Genomic DNA, 18,326 nt, shown 5'->3' with positions numbered 1-18,326 from the left:
ATCGGCAATCAGGGCCTGACCCGTGGTGACCCGCTTCGACCGGCTCCGCCGCTCTTGCGATCGCCACTACGATTCCTCCCCATGGGGCAGGCAGATCTCGTCGTCACCGGAAACATCCTCACCGTCGACGAGGCGCGGCCCACCGCCGAGGCGCTCGCCGTCGCCGAGGGCAAGATCATCGCCGTCGGAACCCGCGCCGAGGTCGCCGCATTCGCCGGCCCGGACACCCAGACCGTCGACGTCGGTGGCGGCTGCGTCATGCCGGGATTCGTTGAGGCACATGGGCATCCGTTGATGGAGGCGGTCGCCCTATCGGACCGCATCGTCGACATCCGCCCGGTCACCCTGCGCAATGCGGACGACGTCGTCGCGGCGATCCACCGCGAGGTCGCCCGGCGGGGATTCGACGGCGCCTACCTCAACGGCTGGGATGCGCTGCTGCAGAGCGGCCTTCCGGAACCGACGCTGAGCTGGCTCGACGACATCGCGCCGGACAGCCCGCTGGTCATCCTGCACAACTCCGGGCACAAGGCCTACTTCAACTCGCGCGCCGCCAAGCTGCACGGGCTGAACCGCGACACCCCCGACCCCAAGGGCGCCAAGTACGGCCGCGACGCCAGCGGCGAACTCGACGGCACCGCCGAGGAGACCGGCGCGGTGTTCCCGTTGCTGGGCGGGGCCATCGACTTCGCCGACTACCCGCAGATGCTGCTCGCCGAATGCGCCCGGCTCAACCGCGCCGGCCTGACCACCTGCTCGGAGATGGCCTTCGACCCGAACTTCCGGCCGGTGGTCGAGCAACTGCGCGAGCGGCTCACGGTGCGGTTGCGCACCTACGAGATCTCCAATCCGCAGATGTCCACCGCCGCCACCCCCGGGCAGGGCGACGACATCCTGCGTCAGGTCGGCATCAAGATCTGGGTCGACGGGTCACCCTGGATCGGCAACATCGACCTCTCGTTCCCGTACCTGGACACCGAGGCCACCCGGATCATCGGCGTCGTGCCGGGCTCCTGCGGCTGCGCCAACTACACCGCCGAGCAGCTGCACGAGATCGTCGGCGCCTACTTCCCGCTAGGCTGGCCGATGGCCTGCCACGTGCAGGGCGACGCCGGCGTGGACACCATCCTCGACGTCTACGAAGAGGCCCTCAAGCGGCACCCTCGCGACGACCACCGGCTGCGGCTCGAACACGTCGGCGCCATCCGGCCCGAGCAGCTGCAGCGCGCCCACGATCTCGGCGTCACCTGCAGCATCTTCGTCGACCAGATCCACTACTGGGGCGACGTCATCGTCGACGGGCTGTTCGGCGAGGAACGCGGAACCCGTTGGATGCCGGCCGGATCCGCGGTGGCCACCGGGATGCGCATCTCGCTGCACAACGACCCGCCGGTCACGCCCGAGGAGCCGCTGCGCAACATCAGCGTGGCCGTGACCCGCACCGCGCCGAGCGGCCGGGTGCTCGGCCCTGAGGAACGGCTGACCGTCGAGCAAGCGATCCGCGCGCAAACCATCGACGCGGCCTGGCAGCTGTTCTCCGACGACGTGATCGGCTCGCTGGAGGTCGGCAAGTACGCCGATCTGGTGGTGCTGTCGGCCGACCCGCGAATCGTGCCGCCCGAGCAGATCGCCGCCCTCGAGGTACGGGCGACGTATCTGGCGGGTCGCCAGGTCTACAGCGCGTGACGCCGACGCTCGAGGACCTGCTCGACCGCCTGCACGTGGTGGCGCTGCCCATGCGGGTGCGGTTTCGCGGCATCACCACCCGCGAGGTCGCGCTGATCGACGGCCCGGCGGGCTGGGGCGAATTCGGGGCGTTCGTCGAATACGAGCCGCGCGAGGCCGCGCACTGGCTGGCGTCGGGCATCGCGGCCGCCTACCGGGAGCCGCCGCCGACCCGCCGCGACCGCATCCCCATCAACGCGACGGTGCCGGCGGTGCCCGCCGCCCAGGTGGCCGAGGTGCTGTCCCGGTTTCCCGGGGCCGGGACGGCCAAGGTGAAGGTCGCCGAGCGCGGGCAGACGCTGGCCGACGACGTCGCGCGGGTCAACGCCGTGCGCGAGCTGATTCCGACCGTGCGGGTGGACGCCAACGGCGGCTGGAGCGTGGGGGAGGCGGCCGCGGCGGCCGCCGCGCTGACCGCCGACGGCCCGCTGGAATACCTCGAACAACCCTGCGCGACGGTCGGCGAGCTCGCCGAGCTGCGCCGCCGGGTCGATGTACCGATCGCCGCCGACGAAAGCATCCGCAAGGCCGAGGATCCGCTGGCCGTGGTCCACGCCGGCGCCGCCGACATCGCGGTGCTCAAAGTCGCTCCGCTGGGCGGGATTTCGGCCATGCTCGAAATCGCGGCACAGATCGACGTCCCGGTCGTGGTGTCCAGCGCGCTGGATTCGGCGGTGGGCATCGCCGCCGGGCTGACCGCCGCGGCGGCATTACCGCAACTGCGTCATGCCTGCGGGCTGGGCACCGGCGGGCTGTTCGTCGAGGACGTCGCCGAGACCGCCGCGCCGGTCGATGGCTGCCTGCCGGTGGGCCCGGTCACGCCCGACCCGGCGCGGCTGCACGCGTTGGCGGCACCGCCCGAGCGTTGGCAGTGGTGGATCGACCGGGTCAAGGCCTGCCATCGGTTGCTTGTACCGTCGACCGAGTGATCAACCTGGCTTACGACGACCGCGGATCCGGTGAGCCCGTGGTCTTTATCGCCGGCCACGGCGGCGCCGGACGGACCTGGCACCCCTACCAAGTACCCGCGTTCCTGGCGGCCGGATACCGCGTCATCACCTTCGACAACCGTGGGATCGGCGCCACGGAGAACGCGGGCGGCTTCTCCACCCAGACCATGGTCGCCGACACCGCGGCCCTGATCGAGGGCCTGAACGCGGCCCCGGCCCGCATCGTCGGGATGTCGATGGGCGCGTTCATCGCCCAGGAACTCATGCTGGCCCGGCCGGAGCTGGTCACCTCGGCGGTGCTGATGGGCACCCGCGGCCGCATGGACCGGGCCCGGCAGTTCTTCCGCGACGCCGAGGCCGAGCTGGCCGACGCCGGTGTCGCGATGCCCGCCGCGTACGAAGCGAAAATCCGCCTGCTGGAAAACTTCTCCCGCAAGACGCTCAACGACGACACCGCCATCGCCGACTGGATCGCGATGTTCTCCACCTGGCCCGTCAAGTCCACTCCCGGCATGCGCGCCCAGCTGGATGTGGCGCCGTACACCAGCCGATTGACCGCCTACCGCAGCATCGCGACCCCGGCGCTGGTCATCGGCTTCTCCGACGACGTGCTCACCCCGCCGTATCTGGGCCGCGAGGTCGCCGACGCGCTGCCCAACGGCCGCTACGTGCAGATTCCCGACACCGGTCACCTCGGCTTCTTCGAGCGGCCGGACGCCGTCAACGCCACCATGCTCAAGTTCTTCGGCGACGCCAAGGGCTGAGCGCGGTTCACCAGCGCTGACAGCGGTTGGCGGAGCCTGTGACAGGCTGTAGGAGTGAACCCCTCGACGACACAGGCTCGCGTCGTCGTCGACGAGCTGATTCGCGGCGGCGTCCGCGACGTGGTGCTTTGCCCCGGTTCGCGGAACGCCCCGCTGGCCTTCGCGTTGCAGGACGCCGACCGCTCCGGCCGCATCCGCCTGCACGTCCGCATCGACGAACGCACCGCCGGCTATCTGGCCATCGGCCTGGCCATCGCCGCCGGCGCGCCGGTCTGCGTCGCCATGACGTCCGGCACCGCCGTCGCCAACCTCGGCCCGGCGGTGATCGAGGCCAACTACGCCCGGGTGCCGCTGATCGTGCTCTCGGCCAACCGGCCCTACGAGCTGCTGGGCACCGGGGCCAACCAGACCATGGAGCAGCTGGGCTACTTCGGCACCCAGGTCCGGGCCACCATCAGCCTCGGACTGGCCGAGGACGCCCCCGAGCGGCTGGATGCCCTCAACGCCACCTGGCGGTCGGCCACCTGCCGAGTGCTGGTCGCCGCCACCGGATCCCGCACCGCCAACGCCGGCCCCGTGCAGTTCGACATCCCGCTGCGCGAGCCCCTGGTGCCGGATCCCGAACCTCAAGCGCCGACGCCGCCGGGCCGCCCGGGCGGGCGGCCGTGGACCTACACGCCGCCGGTCAGCTTCGACCAGCCGCTGGACATCGACCTGTCACCCGACACGGTCGTCATCGCCGGGCACGGTGCGGGTGTGCAGCCCAGCCTGGCGCAGCTGCCGACCGTCGCCGAGCCGACGGCGCCCGCCCCGGCCAACCCGCTGCACCCGCTGGCGCTGCCGCTGCTGCGGCCCAAGCAGGTGATCATGCTCGGCCGCCCCACCCTGCACCGGCCGGTGTCGGCGCTACTGGCCGACCCGCAGGTGCCGGTGTTCGCGCTGACCACCGGGCCGCGCTGGCCGGACGTCTCGGGGAATTCGCAGGCCACCGGGACGCGGGCGGTCACCACCGGCGCGCCCGACCCGGCGTGGCTGCGGCGCTGCGCGGAGACCAACCGGCACGCGCTGGCCGCCGTCCGCAGCCAGCTCGCGGCGCACCCGCTGACCACCGGCCTGCACGTCGCGGCGGCCGTGGCCGACTCGCTGGAGCCCGGCGATCAGCTGGTGCTCGGGGCATCCAACCCGGTCCGCGACGCGGCGCTGGTCGGCCTGGACACCCGCGGCATCCGGGTGCGGTCCAACCGCGGTGTCGCGGGCATCGACGGGACGGTCTCCACGGCCATCGGGGCGGCGCTGGCCCACGAACGCGACGGCGGTCCGGACGGCCCGGCGCGCACCGTCGCGCTGATCGGGGACCTGACGTTCGTGCACGACAGCTCCGGGTTGCTGATCGGCCCCACCGAGCCCACGCCGCGCCGGCTGGCGATCGTGGTCTCCAACGACAACGGCGGCGGCATCTTCGAACTGCTCGAGCAGGGCGACCCGCGGTTCTCCGACGTGTCGTCACGGGTGTTCGGCACCCCGCACGACGTCGACGTGGGCGCGCTGTGCCGCGCCTACCACGTCGAGAGCCGCCAGATCGAGGTCGGCGAATTGCCCACGGCCCTCGACGAATCCGGGCCCGGGATGCGGGTGCTGGAGGTCAAGGCGGACCGGTCGTCGCTGCGCCAGTTGCACGCCGCCATCAAGGCCGCGCTGTGAGGCGCACCTAGATGGCGGTATCTCCAAAAGTTCTGCTGCGCATCCTGATTCATGGGCGTAGTGATCATCGGCCGAAAACGCGGGCGCGGATTGCGTTGCGGTGGGCCCGGATTGCGGTGCTGATCGTGACCGGCCTGGTCACACTGCAGTCAGTGCTGCTGGTGGCCGGCGCCTGGCGCGACGACATCGCGATCACCCACAACATGGGTGTCGCGCAGGCCGAGGTGCTCAGCGCCGGGCCGCGCCGCTCCACGATCGAATTCGTCACCCCCGAGCGGGTCACCTATCGCCCCGAGCTCGGTGTGCTCTATCCGTCCCATCTGGCGACCGGGATGCGCATCTACGTCGAGTACAACAAGAACGACCCGAACCTGGTGCGCGTGCAGCATCGCAACGCCGGGCTGGCGGTCATCCCGGCGGGATCCATCGCGGTGGTGGGCTGGCTGGCCGCGGCGGCGATCCTGGTCGCGTTGGCGCTGCTGGACAAGTGGCTGGACCGTCGCGACGAGCGCGGCGACGCACCGGCCAGCCCGGCCGCAAAAAGTGTCGGACCTGCAAATTTCGCGTGACGTATACACACAGGCAACCTTGTCGACAGCCGACGCTGACAAGGTAGTGATGTGCGCGTTGCTATCGTCGCGGAATCCTTCCTCCCCGAAGTCAACGGTGTCAGCAACTCGGTGATCCGGGTGCTCGAGCATCTGCGCCGGACGGGTCACGAAGCCCTCGTCATCGCCCCCGACACGCCTCCCAGCCAGCCCCGGGCCGATCGCATCTACGACGGGATCCGCGTTCACCGGGTGCCGTCGCGGATGTTCCCCAAGGTGACCACCCTGCCGCTCGGCGTGCCGACACCCCGGCTGGTGAAGGTGTTGCGTGGATTCGATCCGCACGTGGTGCATCTGGCTTCGCCGGCGCTGCTGGGCTACGGCGGGGTGCGGGCGGCGCGGTGGCTGGGGGTGCCGACGGTGGCGGTGTATCAGACCGACGTCCCGGGCTTCGCGGCGAGCTACGGCATTCCGATGACCGCGCGGGCCGCCTGGGCCTGGTTCCGCCATCTGCACGGTCTCGCCGACCGTACTCTGGCGCCATCCAGCGTTACAATGGAATCGCTTGTCGCTCAACGTTTTCCGCGGGTGCACCGGTGGGCGCGCGGCGTCGACGTGCTGCGGTTCGCGCCGTCCGCGCGCAACCAGGCGCTGCGCGCACAGTGGTCGCCGCGGGGCAAGCCGATCGTCGGATTCGTGGGTCGGCTCGCGCCGGAGAAACATGTCGAGCGACTCATCGGGCTGGCCGCCGGCGGCGCGGTTCAGGTCGTCATCGTGGGCGACGGTGTCGACCGCGACAAGCTGCAATCGGCAATGCCGACAGCGGTTTTCACGGGTGCGCTATACGGCGACGAACTCGCCGCGGCGTACGCCAGCATGGACGTGTTCGTGCATCCCGGTGAGCACGAGACGTTTTGTCAGGTCGTGCAAGAAGCGCTGGCGTCGGGGTTGCCGGTGATTGCCCCCGACGCCGGCGGCCCACGTGACCTCGTCACTCCGTGGCGAACCGGTCTGCTGTTGGCCGTCAACGAGTTCGAGTCCCGGCTGCCTGACGCGGTCGCACACCTGACCTCCGAACGGTCGCGTTACGCGCTGGCCGCCCGGCGCAGCGTGATCGGCCGGAGTTGGCCGGTCATCTGCGACGAACTCCTCGGCCACTACGAGGCGGTGCTGTCGCCGTTCGTTCGACGCCAACTAGTGTCAACCCGTCACGCGCTGGGGGAATGAGCGAGGGCCGTCGCGTTGCGGTTCCACGGGGTCGAATTCGATTGGCAGCGTGGTCGGTCCGCTCAGCCCGGTGAGGGGCTTCCACGGAGCGGGGCCGGTGCGACGGGCGTTGGGCATGCGCTGCGTCATGATCGCCGAAGCTTCGGCGAGTTCGAGTCGGGCCAGGTTGGCGCCCAGGCAATAGTGCATACCGGCGCCGAACGTCTGCATCGCCGGGGCCCCCGTGCGGGTGATGTCGAGGCGGTCGGGGTCGTCGTAAACGGCGGGATCGCGGTTGGCCGCGGCGGTGTTCGCGATAACCAGTGTGCCCGCGGGGATTACCACTCCGGCGACCTCGGCGTCCTCGAGGGCGATGCGCAGGGTGGCGCCCGCGACCGGTGAATGCCGCATGGTCTCTTCAACCGCGTTGGCCGCGAGCTCGGGATGCTCGGCCAGCAGGGCCCACTGGTCGGGACGGTCGCACAACACCTGCACCGAGGCGGCCAGCTGGTTGCGGGTGGTGTCGGTGCCGGCCACCAGCAGGCCCGCCGCCAGCATCCGCAGCTCGTCGGCGTTCAGGCGATCGCCGTCGTCCTCGGCACGGATCAGGTCAGAGATCAGGTCGTCGGTCAGCCTGTGGCGTCGCTGCGCCACCATGTCGTCGATGTAGGCGTCGAGTTCATCCCACGCGGCCAAGATGGTCCGCTGGTGGTCCGCGACCTCCCAGCTGAAGGCCTTGAAGATGTCGTCTGTCCACTCCGAGAACAGCTTCCAATCCTCTGCCGGGGCGCCCAGAAGCGCACAGATGATCGGGATCGGGTATTGACGGGCGATGTCGGCGACCACCTCGCAGCGCCCGGTTGCGGTGTGGCGGTCCACCAGTTCGGTGATCACCTCGACGATCGTCGCGTGCAGTCGCGCGGTGGCCCGTGGTGTGAAGGCTTTGGACACCAGCCGGCGCAAACGGTGGTGGGCGGTCCCGTCGAGACTGATCAGGTTCGTGGCGATTCGCTCCCACAATGGGCCGGTGGTGATGCCCTGGGAGGCAAGGAACATGCCCTGTGGTACGCGAAATCGCGGATCGCGCAGTACCGTTCGAACCAGCTCATAGGTCAGCAACTCCGGACCGTGGGGGCCGATCGCGATCGAGGTCTGCTGGCGCGCCTGGCGGATGATCTCGTGGGCCTCGTCGAGGCTCTGGCAATGCTCATAGTTGATCGCCGGAAGGCCGGCATCAAAGACGTTCGGGCAGATCGACGTGTCAACAGTGATGGTCATGGTGGTGCCCCATAGGTCGTCGGTTATGTGCTTGCACCACCAAGTTTTATCGGCGCGAGGACCCACCACATGCGTAGCCGACTACCTGTCTTGCACGCTTTTTCGCATGGCCCGTATGCGGGTGCCATGCCACCGGCGCGCGCTCGCGCAGCGCATGATGATCGCGTCTTCGCTCACTGTCTGCCGCCGTGTGGTGACTACGCCTTGGCGCCGGGTACGCGCTCCGCGCCAAGTGGGCCGCAACGGATTTGGAATCGGTCCCGGACTGTGTCGAGAACACGGCGCTGGCGCTCGCGTTCCCGGTGATGCGTGAGCATGAACCGTGCCAGGCCCGGCAGGCGGCGCGGTAGTGGGTACCACTTGTCGAAGTCGAGGCCGTTCTGGTTGAACACGCGACTGGGGACGTTGTCGTAGATCAGGCTGAGGTTGTGCTGGACGAGCGCGAAGAGTACGTACGGAAATGCCATGGGTGCCTTCTGTCGCAGTGCCTGCCAATCGATTTCGTAGAGCGGGACCTCACTGAGCTTGTCCAAGAACATCAGGTGCCCCAGGAAATAGCCCATGAACGCAGGCAAGTGCAGTATCGCCGACCGCACGTTGATGGAAACGACTGCGCCACTGGGCGAAACGTACGGCTCGTACGCGTATTCGTCGGGGAATTTGACGTATCCCGTGCAGTTGATGACCCAGCTGCCCGGTTGGATCGTCTTGGTCGATCCGCTCCGAAACACCAACTCGGTCGTGCCATTGCGGTCGACTGCATCCTCGAAATAGTCCATGACGAGATCGTTCAACCCGGCGGAGATCGTGCGGTTCTCGGCCTCGGACAGCACACCCAGCACGAAGTTGTCTGCCTGGGGGGTCAGGAACGTGCCATGGGTGGCGCGGTACCAATCTTGCACTTGTGATTCGTTCGTGCCGTCATACCGGCGACTCAGCTGCGTGGCGACGCCGCTTGGCGGTGTGCCCGTCCACCATCGCCGGGTGCCCCTCGGCAACAGGGTGTCGCGGTTGGAGAAGAAGGTGCCGCGGCCGGCGACGAGGTTGACTTCGCGTCCGGGGCAGGTGGTGATCAGTGAGTGTGCGGTGTCCATCGCGGTCTTTCCGCCGCCGATGATCCACACCGGCGCATCGCTTTCCCTGATGTCACCCGCCCGGACGTCGCAGTAGTCGGGTGACACCGAATGGACACGTGTGCTGGAGATGTTGAGCGGTTCGTTCGGCGTGATGCCCAGGCCATAGGCTTTGATCAATCGTTTGGCCTCGACGACGAGCCTCCGGCCGTCGGCAGCACTGGCGGTGACCCGCACGATTCCGTTCGCTTCTACTTCCGACTCGAAGTTCCAGCCGAAGTACTCGTCGACCTGGACGCGCTCCCTGATCACGTCGACGCAGTGCTGAAAATGGTCGAGTACCTCGCCCTTGGTAGCCAGGTAGCTGCGGTCCTTGCCGAGCGTCCACTCGATGTTGCCCGCGGTGAACATGGGGTGCGGTTGGTGCAGCCGGACATAGGGGTAGACGTCGACCCACATGCCGCCGATGCGTGGCCGACGATCGATCAGGATCACCTTGTGGTCGCGGGACAGGTATCGGCTGGCGGCGAACAGCGCGTTCAGCCCGGCGATGCCGGCTCCGACGATGCAAACGTCGCAGGTTTCCACCGGCGGGTACTGGGGTGCGGACATCGGACCGCCTTTCCTCGCAGAGGTCCCAATTATGTGTGCACACGGCGCTGCCGGGAATGAGTAATCGACTACTCGATTGATGCCGACTATCGTCCGCGGCGGTTTGCTGGATCTCGCCCGGCTGGTTAGCCAACAGCGCCTCGTGGGGCCCGCAACCGGCCTATCCTGGGAGAGCCGGGGGTCGGGAGTGGCGGAGGGTCGGATGGCGGCCATAGCAGCGTGCCGGACGTGTGGCACCACGCCGCTAGAGAACGCCCGGTTTTGCCACGGATGTGGTTCCCCAGCCCACGACGGCGAAACCCGGGCCGAGTACAAGCAGGTGACGGTCCTGTTCGCCGATGTTGTTCATTCAATGGACATTGCCGCGACCGTCGGCGCGGAGCGGCTGCGAGAGATCATGGCCGACCTCGTCGGCCGTAGTGCCGCAGTTGTCGAACGCTACGGCGGCACCGTGGACAAGTTCACCGGTGACGGGATCATGGCGGTGTTCGGCGCGCCGGCAGCGTTGGAGGATCATGCTGTTCGTGCCTGTATGGCGGCCTTGGGTATCCAGGAGGAGGCGAAGCGGCTTGCCGTCGACGTCCGAGAGCGCGACGGTCTGGATCTCCAATTGCGGGTCGGCCTGAATTCTGGTGAGGTGATCGCCGGTGAGATCGGTTCAGGCTCTTTCGGTTACACCGCGGTCGGTGAACAAGTCGGTATGGCTCAGCGGATGGAATCGATTGCTCCGCGGGGTGGCGTGATGCTCAGCGCGTCGACCGCCCGACTTGTCGAGAAGGCGGCGACTCTCGGCGAATCAGCGCTTGTTCAGCTCAAGGGTGTGGATGAGCCGGTGCCCGCCCGTCGGCTGTTGGGCATGGGGGAAGGCCATCGCGTTGCCGGGCGTGCTGAGTCGAAATTGGTCGGGCGGCGATGGGAAATGTCCGCTGTCGAGGGCTTATTGGAGCGGGCCATCGACGGACACGGCGCTGTGGTGGGTGTGGTGGGGCCCCCTGGTATCGGCAAGAGCCGTCTGGTGCGCGAGGTTGCGGCGATGGCCGCTCAGCGCGACCTGCAGGTGTACGCCGCGTTCTGCGAGTCGCATACCGGCCAGGTCCCTTTCCATGTCGTCTCGCGGTTGCTGCGTGAGGCAACCGGCGTCGAAGGACTTGAGCCGCAAACCGCCCGCGCAGTGATAAGGCGCCAGGCGTTCTCCGACGCCGAGCCGGAGGACCTCGTGCTCTTCGAGGATCTGCTGGGGATCAGGGATTCGGACGCACCACCTCCCCGAATCGATCCCGACGCACGCCGAAGGCGCCTGACCGCCATGGTCAATTCCGCGACTTTGGCCAATCGGACTCCGGCGGTCTATGTCATCGAAGATGCCCATTGGATCGACGGGTCCAGCGAATCAATGCTCGCCGACTTCCTTACTGTGGTCCCGCGGACCCCGCTGCTGACGATCGTCACGTACCGACCCGAGTACCGAGGTGCGTTGGCCCGGGTGCCCGGGGCGCAAACCATAGCCCTCGCGCCGTTGAGGGACAGCGAGACTGCCGCCCTCGTCTTCGAACTGCTCGGGCCGGACCCCACGGTCGGCGAGCTGGGTCGCAAGATCGCCGAACGGGCCTCCGGTACACCGTTTTTCGTTGAGGAGATCGTCCGTGAATTGACAGAACGGGGTGTCCTGCAAGGAACGCTCGGGGGATATGTCTCCACGGCGGAGGCCGCCGAGGTGAAAGTCCCTGCCACACTGCAAGCAACGATCGCCGCGCGCATTGATCGGCTTTCGCCGGAGTCGAAGCGCAGCTTGAGCGCGGCCGCGGTGATCGGGTCGCGGTTTAGCCTCGACCTGCTGACTGTGCTGGTCGCCGAGCCGGTGGTGTCGGATTTGGTGGCGGGCCAGCTCATCGATCAGGTCAGGTTCACTCGACAACCGGAGTATGTGTTTCACCATCCGTTGATCCGCGCGGTGGCATACGAGTCGCAGCTCAAATCGGATCGTGCCGAGTTGCACCGGCGGCTGGCTGCCGCGATCGAAGAACGCACTCCGGCCTCGGCCGACGAGAACGCTGCGCTGATCGCCGAACACCTCGAAGCGGCGGGCGATCTGCGCGCCGCTTACGCCTGGCGTATGCGCGCCGGGGCCTGGTCGGCCACTCGGGATATTCGCGCGGCGTGGGTGAGTTGGGATCGCGCCCGCCAGATCGCCGACGCGCTGTCCGACGATGACCCGGATCGCATCTCGATGCGGATCGCAGCCCGGACTATGTTGTGCGGCAACGGCTGGCGAGTGGATTGGGACATCTCCAAGCGGCTGGACGAGTTGCGGGAACTATGCACCGCAGCCGGGGATAAGGCGTCCTTGGCGATTGGGATGGTCGGGCTGGTGCCTGAGCACTACATCCACGGCCGAGTAAGGGAAGCGTCCCAGGTGGCTTCCGAACTCACGGTGCTGGTCGAGTCGATCGGCGACCCGACGTTGCTGATCGGATTCGTCTCCACGATTCCACCCAGCAAGTTCGGCACTGGTGAGATGCGAGAGACGCTTCGTTATTCGCAGACCGTCATCGACTTGGCTCACGGTGATCCGACCAAGGGCAATCTCATTATCGGCGCACCGTTGGCATTCGCCTTGGCGATGCGTGGCACTGCCCGGTATGCCCTGGGGGACGCTCGGTGGCGGGGGGACTTCGACCGGGCCGTCGAAATGGCGCGCGGGGCCGACTCGTTTTCCCGTGCCATGGTCAGCATGTTCGCCTACGCGGGGGCGATGGAGATGGGGGTGGCGTTGGTTGATGACGCTGCATTGCGCGACATCGAGGAGGCGCTGGGGATCACCGAGCAATCGGGCGATGATCTTGTGCTCGGGGTCATCTCGCTGACGATGGGGATCGCGCTGATGCATCGGGAATCCTCAGCTGACCGCGAGCGTGGGTTGAAGGTACTGGGGAAAGTCCGCGAATTGTGCCGGAGCGGGCGGTTTTATCTGAGTGAGGTAAGGGCCGTCGACATGTACACCGCCCGAGAAACGGCACGCCGGGGCGACCGTGAGGGCGCGTTACCGGTGCTGCGCGCTGCGGTCGAGGAGGTGTTGCGTTCGGGGCAGTTCGGCCACAGTGATCCAGGCACCGCCGCCTTAGTCGAGACATTGCTGGAGGTCGGCGGCGAGGGTGAGATAGCCGAAGCCCAGGCAGCGATTGAGCGGCTAGCCGCCGCTCCAGCCGAAGATGGGCTGGTGATATGTGAAGTCTGGCTGTTGCGAATGTGGGCATTGCTGGCGCGGGCACGTGGCGATGAGACCCGCTATTGCGAATACCGGGATCGCTATCGCGACATGGCGACATCACTGGGCTTCGAGGGACACATGAAGTGGGCCGCCGCGCTGCCGTGATGCATGACGGGATGAATCGCCATCCCGCGAGGGGTTCGTCGGTTAGACCTGTCGGCGCCGGCGGGGCCGAAACGCGTCTTTGACCTTTTCGCCGGCATCTCTCAAATGGGCCGCCCGCTGGTCCGCCCTGCCCTCAGCTTCCAACGCCGGGTCGTTGGTGACGCGGCCGGTTGCCGCCTTGAGCTTGCCCGTGACCAGCCGCACCTTGTTTCGGGCCTTATTCGCGCCGCTCATAGCGTGTCCTTCAATTCGGTTTCAAGTGGTACGACAGCGCTTACCCCTTTTCCTGCCGAGCCACGCTGGCTGACCCGCGGCCTCCAAAAGTCATTTGCGCTTTGCTGGGTGGTCGTGGGCTCCTTGTGAAATCCTGTGAGCGTGTCCGCGGTACCCACCCCCTCGGGGGTGGTGACGTTTCTATTCACCGACATCGAGGGTTCGACCCGGCGGTGGGAATCAGACGCGGATGCAATGCGGAAGGCTCTTGCCGCACATGACGAGGTGTTGCGCAAGGCGGTTGAGTCGCACGACGGTTTCATGTTCAAGCACACCGGCGACGGGGTGTGTGCCGCTTTCGCCTCGCCAAGGTCGGCGGTGGGTGCTGCCGTGGTGGCGCAGCTGGCGCTGGAGTTGCCGGTGCGGATGGGGATTGCCACCGGTGAGGCCGAGCTAAGCGAGGGCGATTACTTCGGTGCGGTGCTCAACCGGGCGGCGCGGGTGATGGCTGCCGGGCACGGCGGTCAGATCCTTCTGGCCGAGTCGACGGCGGGTCTGCTCAGCGAAGTAGACCTTGTCGATATGGGGCCGCGACGGTTGCGGGACCTGCCGATGCCGGTCCGGGTGTTTCAGGTCCAAGCACCCGGCCTGCGGACAGAATTTCCGCCGCTTCGGGCGCTCGATACGAGTGCGGGAAATCTGCGATTGGCAACCAGCAGCTTCATCGGACGCGAGTCCGAACTCGACGAGGTGCGAACAGCGGTGAAAGCGCATCGGTTGGTGACGCTGACCGGGGTGGGTGGTGTCGGCAAGACCCGGTTGGCGTTGGAGGTCGCGAGGCGCCTCGTCGACGAATTTCCGGACGGAGTCTGGGTTTTCGAATTGGCCGCGGTCACCGATCCGGCGGCGGTGCCCGGCGCCGTCGCGGCGGCTATGGGCGTCGCCCAGCAGCCGGGAAAAACCGTGAGCGAATCGCTGGCCGCCGCAATGGATGGCACCATCCGGTTGTTGGTGATCGACAATTGCGAACATCTGCGGGAGGCTGCGGCCGACCTGATCGACGCGATTTTGGCGGAATCGGCCACGGTGCGGATTTTGGCAACCAGCCGCGAGGGACTGAGGGTCGCCGACGAGCAAGCGTGGCTGGTGCCCTCACTGGAAGTCGGCGCAGGCACCGACTCTGCTGCGGTGGCCCTGTTCGTCGAACGCGCCCGAGGTGAGGCCTCGCAATTCTCGGTGGCCGCACCTGATGACTTGGCGGCCGTGGTTGAGATCTGTCGACGTTTAGACGGGATCCCATTGGCCATCGAGTTGGCGGCTTCCCGCATGGCGTCGATGACCGCAGGCGAGGTGCGGGATCGTCTCGATCAGCGATTCCGTCTGCTGGTGGGCTCGCGACGCGCCTTGGAACGCCACCACACCCTGCGCCACGCCGTCGCCTGGTCTTTCGAGCTTCTCGACGACACCGAAAAGGTGCTGCTGGAGCGGTGTTCGGTGTTCGCCGGTGGATTCGACCTGCAAAGCGCTTGCGCGGTAGCAGGATTCGAGGACTGGGACGATATTACCGTCCTTAATTTGCTCGACGCATTGGTGCGCAAGTCGCTGCTGGTCGCCGACCGGTCAGCGGGACGTACCCGGTATTCGATGCTGGAGACCATCCGCCAGTTTGCCGAGGAACAACTCGTCGCCCGCGGTGAAGCATCCGGGATCCGGGCAGCCCACGCCCGCCACTTCGCTGCAAAAGAAGCCGACATCATGGCCCTGTGGGACAGCCCCCGCCAGCGTGAGGCCTACGACTGGTTCACCACCGAGCTGGCCAACTTGCGCACCGCCTTTCGCTGGGCCGCCGACCAAGCCGACCTCGACAGCGCGACGGCTCTCGCCTTCTATGCGACACTCCTCGGCTTGCTGACCGAGCAGTACGAGCCCGCCGGGTGGGCCGAGGAGATCATCGAATCGGTACGACGGATGAACCACCGGCGGCTTGCGCAGCTGTACGTCGTCGCCGCGCAGTGCCACGCTGTGGGGCGGTCGGACGACGCCGTCGGTTATCTCGATGCCAGTCTCCAGTTGACCGACAGCGGCCATTTCGACGAGGTTCCCTACGAGTTGCAAATTTCGACCGGAATTGTGTACAGCCATGCCGGTCAGAGCGAGCGATGGGTTGACTTGTGTAGCCTTGTGATTGGACAACAGCCAGGTCCTCAAACGATCGCCCGCGCAAGTCTGGTTATGGCGTTCTACTTCTTAGGTAAAGGCGATGAAGCGCGGGCGGTATCGCAGGGCCTGCTCGCCGCTGCGGACGCCACTCGCAATCCGTTTACGGCCTGCTTCGCGCTATTGGCGCATGGACTTGCCTACCACGACGTTGACCCCGCGGCGGCATATGACGCGCTACGCCGATCCCTGATGCTCGCCCAGGAGAGCGGCAACCGGCAGATGGAATCGGCGTCAGCGTCATCGGTGTTGCTGGTTGCGGCTACCCACCGTGATCCCATCGAATGTTTCGAAACTCTGACGGTTTTGATCGGCCGCTATTACGACACCGGCAACACGGCCCTGATAAAGAACCCGCTGGCAATACTCGTATCCCTGTTGGATCGGCTCGGACACCCCGAACAGGCCGCCATCATCAGCGGGTTCGCTGAAAGTCTCTTCACGCGAGTAAGTTACCCGCAACTCATCCCGACGATCACCCACCTGCGCGATGTCCTCGGCGCCCACGTTTACGAATCGCTCGCACGCGAAGGTCAGACGATGACCACCGCCGACACGGTGGCGTACGCGTACGACCAAATCGACCAGGCCCGAGCAGAACTGAACGAGGTCTAGCCCTGCGCCAGCTCCGCGACGGGCTGCCATTCCTCCCAGTTGCGCAGCCGGCTCTCGTAGTCGGCCTTGGCGGTTTCCAGCGGGGAAGCACCGAAAAAGACTCGCAGCGGCGGCTTTTCGGCGTCGACCACCTTGAGCAGCGCGGCGGCGGACGCCGACGGGTCGCCCGGGCTGGCCCACCGGCGGCTGCGCTCGGCCTGGACGGCGGCGCGGACGTCGTCGTAGGCCGGAATCGGATCAGCGTGCTTGGCGGAGTCCCCGGCCCAGTCGGTGTCGAAACCGCCCGGCTCGATCAGCGTGACGTGCACGCCGAACGGCGCGACCTCCTGCGCCAGCGCCTGCGAGAAGCCCTCCAGCGCCCACTTCGACGCGTGATACATGCCGACCAACGGGAACGCGGTGATGCCCCCGATCGAGGACACCTGGATGATGTGGCCGCTGCCCTGCTCGCGCAGATAGGGCAGCGCGGCCTGCGTGATCCACAGTGCCCCAAAGACATTGGTCTCGATCTGGTCGCGTGCGTCCTGCTCGGAGAGCTCCTCGACAAACCCGAATTGCCCGAATCCGGCGTTGTTCACCACGATGTCGAGCCGCCCGAAGTGGTCGTGCGCCTGCTTGACCGCCGCGAAGTCGGCCGCCCGGTCGGTGACGTCGAGCCGAATCGGCAGCAGCGCGTCGCCGTACTTCTGCGCCAGATCGTCCAGGGAGGCCGTGTTGCGCGCCGTGGCGGCGACCTTGTCGCCGCGCTCCAGCGCCGCGATCGTCCACGCCCGTCCAAAACCTCGCGATGTACCGGTGATAAACCAAACTTTTTCAGTCACGCCCTCCTACAACGCCGTCGGCGCCGCCTCATTCCGCAACGGGTAGCGTCTCTGTGGTGAGTCGTGCCGAGTTGGACAAGGATCCCCGGGATGTCGCGTCGATGTTCGACGGCGTCGCCCGCCGGTACGACCTGACCAACACCGTGCTGTCGATGGGCCAGGACCGGTACTGGCGCAAGGCCACCCGGTCGGCGCTGGCCATCGGGCCCGGTCAGAAGGTGCTGGACCTCGCGGCGGGCACCGCGGTGTCCACCGTGGAGCTGGAAAAGTCCGGGGCGTGGTGTGTGGCCGCCGACTTCTCGGTCGGCATGCTGGCGGCGGGTGCGGCGCGCGACGTTCCGAAGGTCGCCGGCGATGCCACCAGGCTGCCGTTCGGCGACGACGTATTCGATGCCGTGACAATCAGTTTCGGGCTGCGCAACGTCGTCGACACCCAGGCCGGGCTGCGCGAGATGGCCCGCGTCACACGCCCAGGCGGCCGGTTGGTGGTGTGCGAGTTCTCGACGCCCAGCAACGGGCTGTTCGCCACCGTCTACAAGGAGTACTTGATGCGGGCGCTGCCGCGGGTGGCGCGGGCGGTGTCCAGCAATCCCGAGGCGTACGTGTACCTCGCGGAATCGATCAGGGCGTGGCCCGATCAGGCGGGGCTGGCGCAGCAGATAACCCTGGCCGGCTGGACCGGGGTGCGCTGGCGCAATCTGACCGGCGGCATCGTCGCGCTACACGCGGGGTACAAACCGTTGCACTGAAGAAGTTCTAGTGATTGCCGGCGGCTTGCACGAAGCCGACCTGATCCGGGCAGTAGTGGTCGACGGCTGCGCCGAGGAACTGGAACGCCTGGCCCTGAGTGGTGCCGCGCGGCAGGTTGCGCTGGATGAAAGTGGCCGACTTGTACGCGTCGCCGTCCACGCCCCTGCCAATGCGGTCGCAAGTGATCTTGCCCAGCCACGCGAGCTGGTCCTGCGGCTGGTAGATGCCGAAGCCGTTGACGGTGTTCTTGAACGGCGCGTCGTAGTCGCTCGGGGGCGACGGCGTGCGCGGGGTGGGGTACGGCGCCGTGGGCGGCGGATCCGCCTGCGCCGGCACGGAGAGCTGTACCGGCATGGCCAGCGCGGCCAGAGCGATTGCAGCAGCGGCTCCGATAGTAGCCAGGCTCGTTCCCTTCATTAGCTGGACTATACACGCCTCGCTGGGGGTGCGCGGACGAAAGCCCATCGCCGATCGACGGCC

The 18,326-nt window shown here is 67.2% G+C and carries 14 protein-coding genes; 9 read left to right on the top strand and 5 right to left on the bottom strand.

What is annotated here, in order from left to right:
- Positions 1 to 81: 81 nt before the first annotated feature.
- The 6 genes from B8W69_RS00595 to B8W69_RS00570 are packed head-to-tail and all read left to right on the top strand — an operon-like array spanning position 82 to position 6,915.
- A complete protein-coding gene (locus B8W69_RS00595) occupies positions 82 to 1,686 on the top strand; it encodes an amidohydrolase (RefSeq protein ID WP_085288032.1) in 1,605 nt (534 codons plus the stop codon).
- Positions 1,683 to 2,654 carry an o-succinylbenzoate synthase gene (locus tag B8W69_RS00590; RefSeq protein WP_085288031.1) on the top strand — a complete coding sequence of 324 codons (972 nt, stop codon included), beginning with the start codon at positions 1,683 to 1,685 and terminating at the stop codon, positions 2,652 to 2,654. The genes B8W69_RS00595 and B8W69_RS00590 overlap by 4 nt, the downstream gene beginning before the upstream one ends.
- Positions 2,651 to 3,439, top strand: coding sequence for an alpha/beta fold hydrolase (locus B8W69_RS00585; protein ID WP_085288030.1), 789 nt, complete (start codon positions 2,651 to 2,653; stop codon positions 3,437 to 3,439). The genes B8W69_RS00590 and B8W69_RS00585 overlap by 4 nt, the downstream gene beginning before the upstream one ends.
- Before the next feature lie 54 nt (positions 3,440 to 3,493).
- Positions 3,494 to 5,140, top strand: coding sequence for a 2-succinyl-5-enolpyruvyl-6-hydroxy-3-cyclohexene-1-carboxylic-acid synthase (gene menD / locus B8W69_RS00580; protein ID WP_085288029.1), 1,647 nt, complete (start codon positions 3,494 to 3,496; stop codon positions 5,138 to 5,140).
- An 11-nt stretch (positions 5,141 to 5,151) separates the two neighbouring features.
- Positions 5,152 to 5,709 (top strand): DUF3592 domain-containing protein, encoded by a 558-nt coding sequence (locus B8W69_RS00575; protein WP_085288028.1) that lies wholly within the window; start codon positions 5,152 to 5,154, stop codon positions 5,707 to 5,709.
- Positions 5,710 to 5,760: 51 nt separating this feature from the next.
- A complete protein-coding gene (locus B8W69_RS00570; protein ID WP_085288027.1) occupies positions 5,761 to 6,915 on the top strand; it encodes a glycosyltransferase family 4 protein in 1,155 nt (384 codons plus the stop codon).
- On the opposite strand, the gene B8W69_RS00565 is transcribed toward B8W69_RS00570, so the two are convergent.
- Both B8W69_RS00565 and B8W69_RS00560 read right to left on the bottom strand, forming a co-directional pair.
- Positions 6,889 to 8,172: a cytochrome P450 gene (locus tag B8W69_RS00565; protein WP_085288026.1), complete on the bottom strand. Its 1,284-nt coding sequence runs from the start codon at positions 8,170 to 8,172 to the stop codon at positions 6,889 to 6,891. The two genes, B8W69_RS00570 and B8W69_RS00565, sit on opposite strands and share 27 nt — an antisense overlap.
- Before the next feature lie 197 nt (positions 8,173 to 8,369).
- Positions 8,370 to 9,857 carry an FAD-dependent oxidoreductase gene (locus B8W69_RS00560; RefSeq protein ID WP_085288025.1) on the bottom strand — a complete coding sequence of 496 codons (1,488 nt, stop codon included), beginning with the start codon at positions 9,855 to 9,857 and terminating at the stop codon, positions 8,370 to 8,372.
- 202 nt (positions 9,858 to 10,059) lie between these two features.
- On the opposite strand from B8W69_RS00560, the gene B8W69_RS00555 reads away from it, so the two are divergent.
- Positions 10,060 to 13,230, top strand: coding sequence for an ATP-binding protein (locus B8W69_RS00555; protein WP_085288024.1), 3,171 nt, complete (start codon positions 10,060 to 10,062; stop codon positions 13,228 to 13,230).
- Between the two features lie 42 nt (positions 13,231 to 13,272).
- On the opposite strand, the gene B8W69_RS00550 is transcribed toward B8W69_RS00555, so the two are convergent.
- Entirely contained in the window at positions 13,273 to 13,464 is a 192-nt protein-coding gene (locus tag B8W69_RS00550) for a CsbD family protein (protein ID WP_085288023.1), read from the bottom strand.
- Between the two features lie 141 nt (positions 13,465 to 13,605).
- On the opposite strand from B8W69_RS00550, the gene B8W69_RS00545 reads away from it, so the two are divergent.
- Positions 13,606 to 16,275, top strand: a complete 2,670-nt coding sequence (locus B8W69_RS00545) for an ATP-binding protein (protein ID WP_342744661.1) — start codon at positions 13,606 to 13,608, stop codon at positions 16,273 to 16,275.
- Here the strand turns inward: B8W69_RS00545 and B8W69_RS00540 are convergent.
- On the bottom strand, positions 16,272 to 17,096 hold the full coding sequence (locus B8W69_RS00540; protein WP_085288022.1) for an SDR family oxidoreductase: 825 nt from the start codon (positions 17,094 to 17,096) through the stop codon (positions 16,272 to 16,274). The genes B8W69_RS00545 and B8W69_RS00540 overlap by 4 nt on opposite strands.
- 56 nt (positions 17,097 to 17,152) lie before the next feature.
- Between B8W69_RS00540 and B8W69_RS00535 the strand changes: the two genes are divergently transcribed.
- Complete coding sequence (locus B8W69_RS00535) at positions 17,153 to 17,845, top strand: demethylmenaquinone methyltransferase (RefSeq protein ID WP_085288313.1); 693 nt, start codon at positions 17,153 to 17,155, stop codon at positions 17,843 to 17,845.
- A gap of 7 nt (positions 17,846 to 17,852) precedes the next feature.
- Here the strand turns inward: B8W69_RS00535 and B8W69_RS00530 are convergent, their stop codons facing one another.
- Positions 17,853 to 18,263, bottom strand: coding sequence for a DUF732 domain-containing protein (locus tag B8W69_RS00530; RefSeq protein WP_085288021.1), 411 nt, complete (start codon positions 18,261 to 18,263; stop codon positions 17,853 to 17,855).
- Positions 18,264 to 18,326: the final 63 nt, after the last annotated feature.

It is taken from the genome of Mycolicibacterium vulneris (assembly GCF_002104765.1).
GTDB lineage: Bacteria > Actinomycetota > Actinomycetes > Mycobacteriales > Mycobacteriaceae > Mycobacterium > Mycobacterium vulneris.
This window is presented reverse-complemented; position numbering and strand designations above follow the sequence as displayed.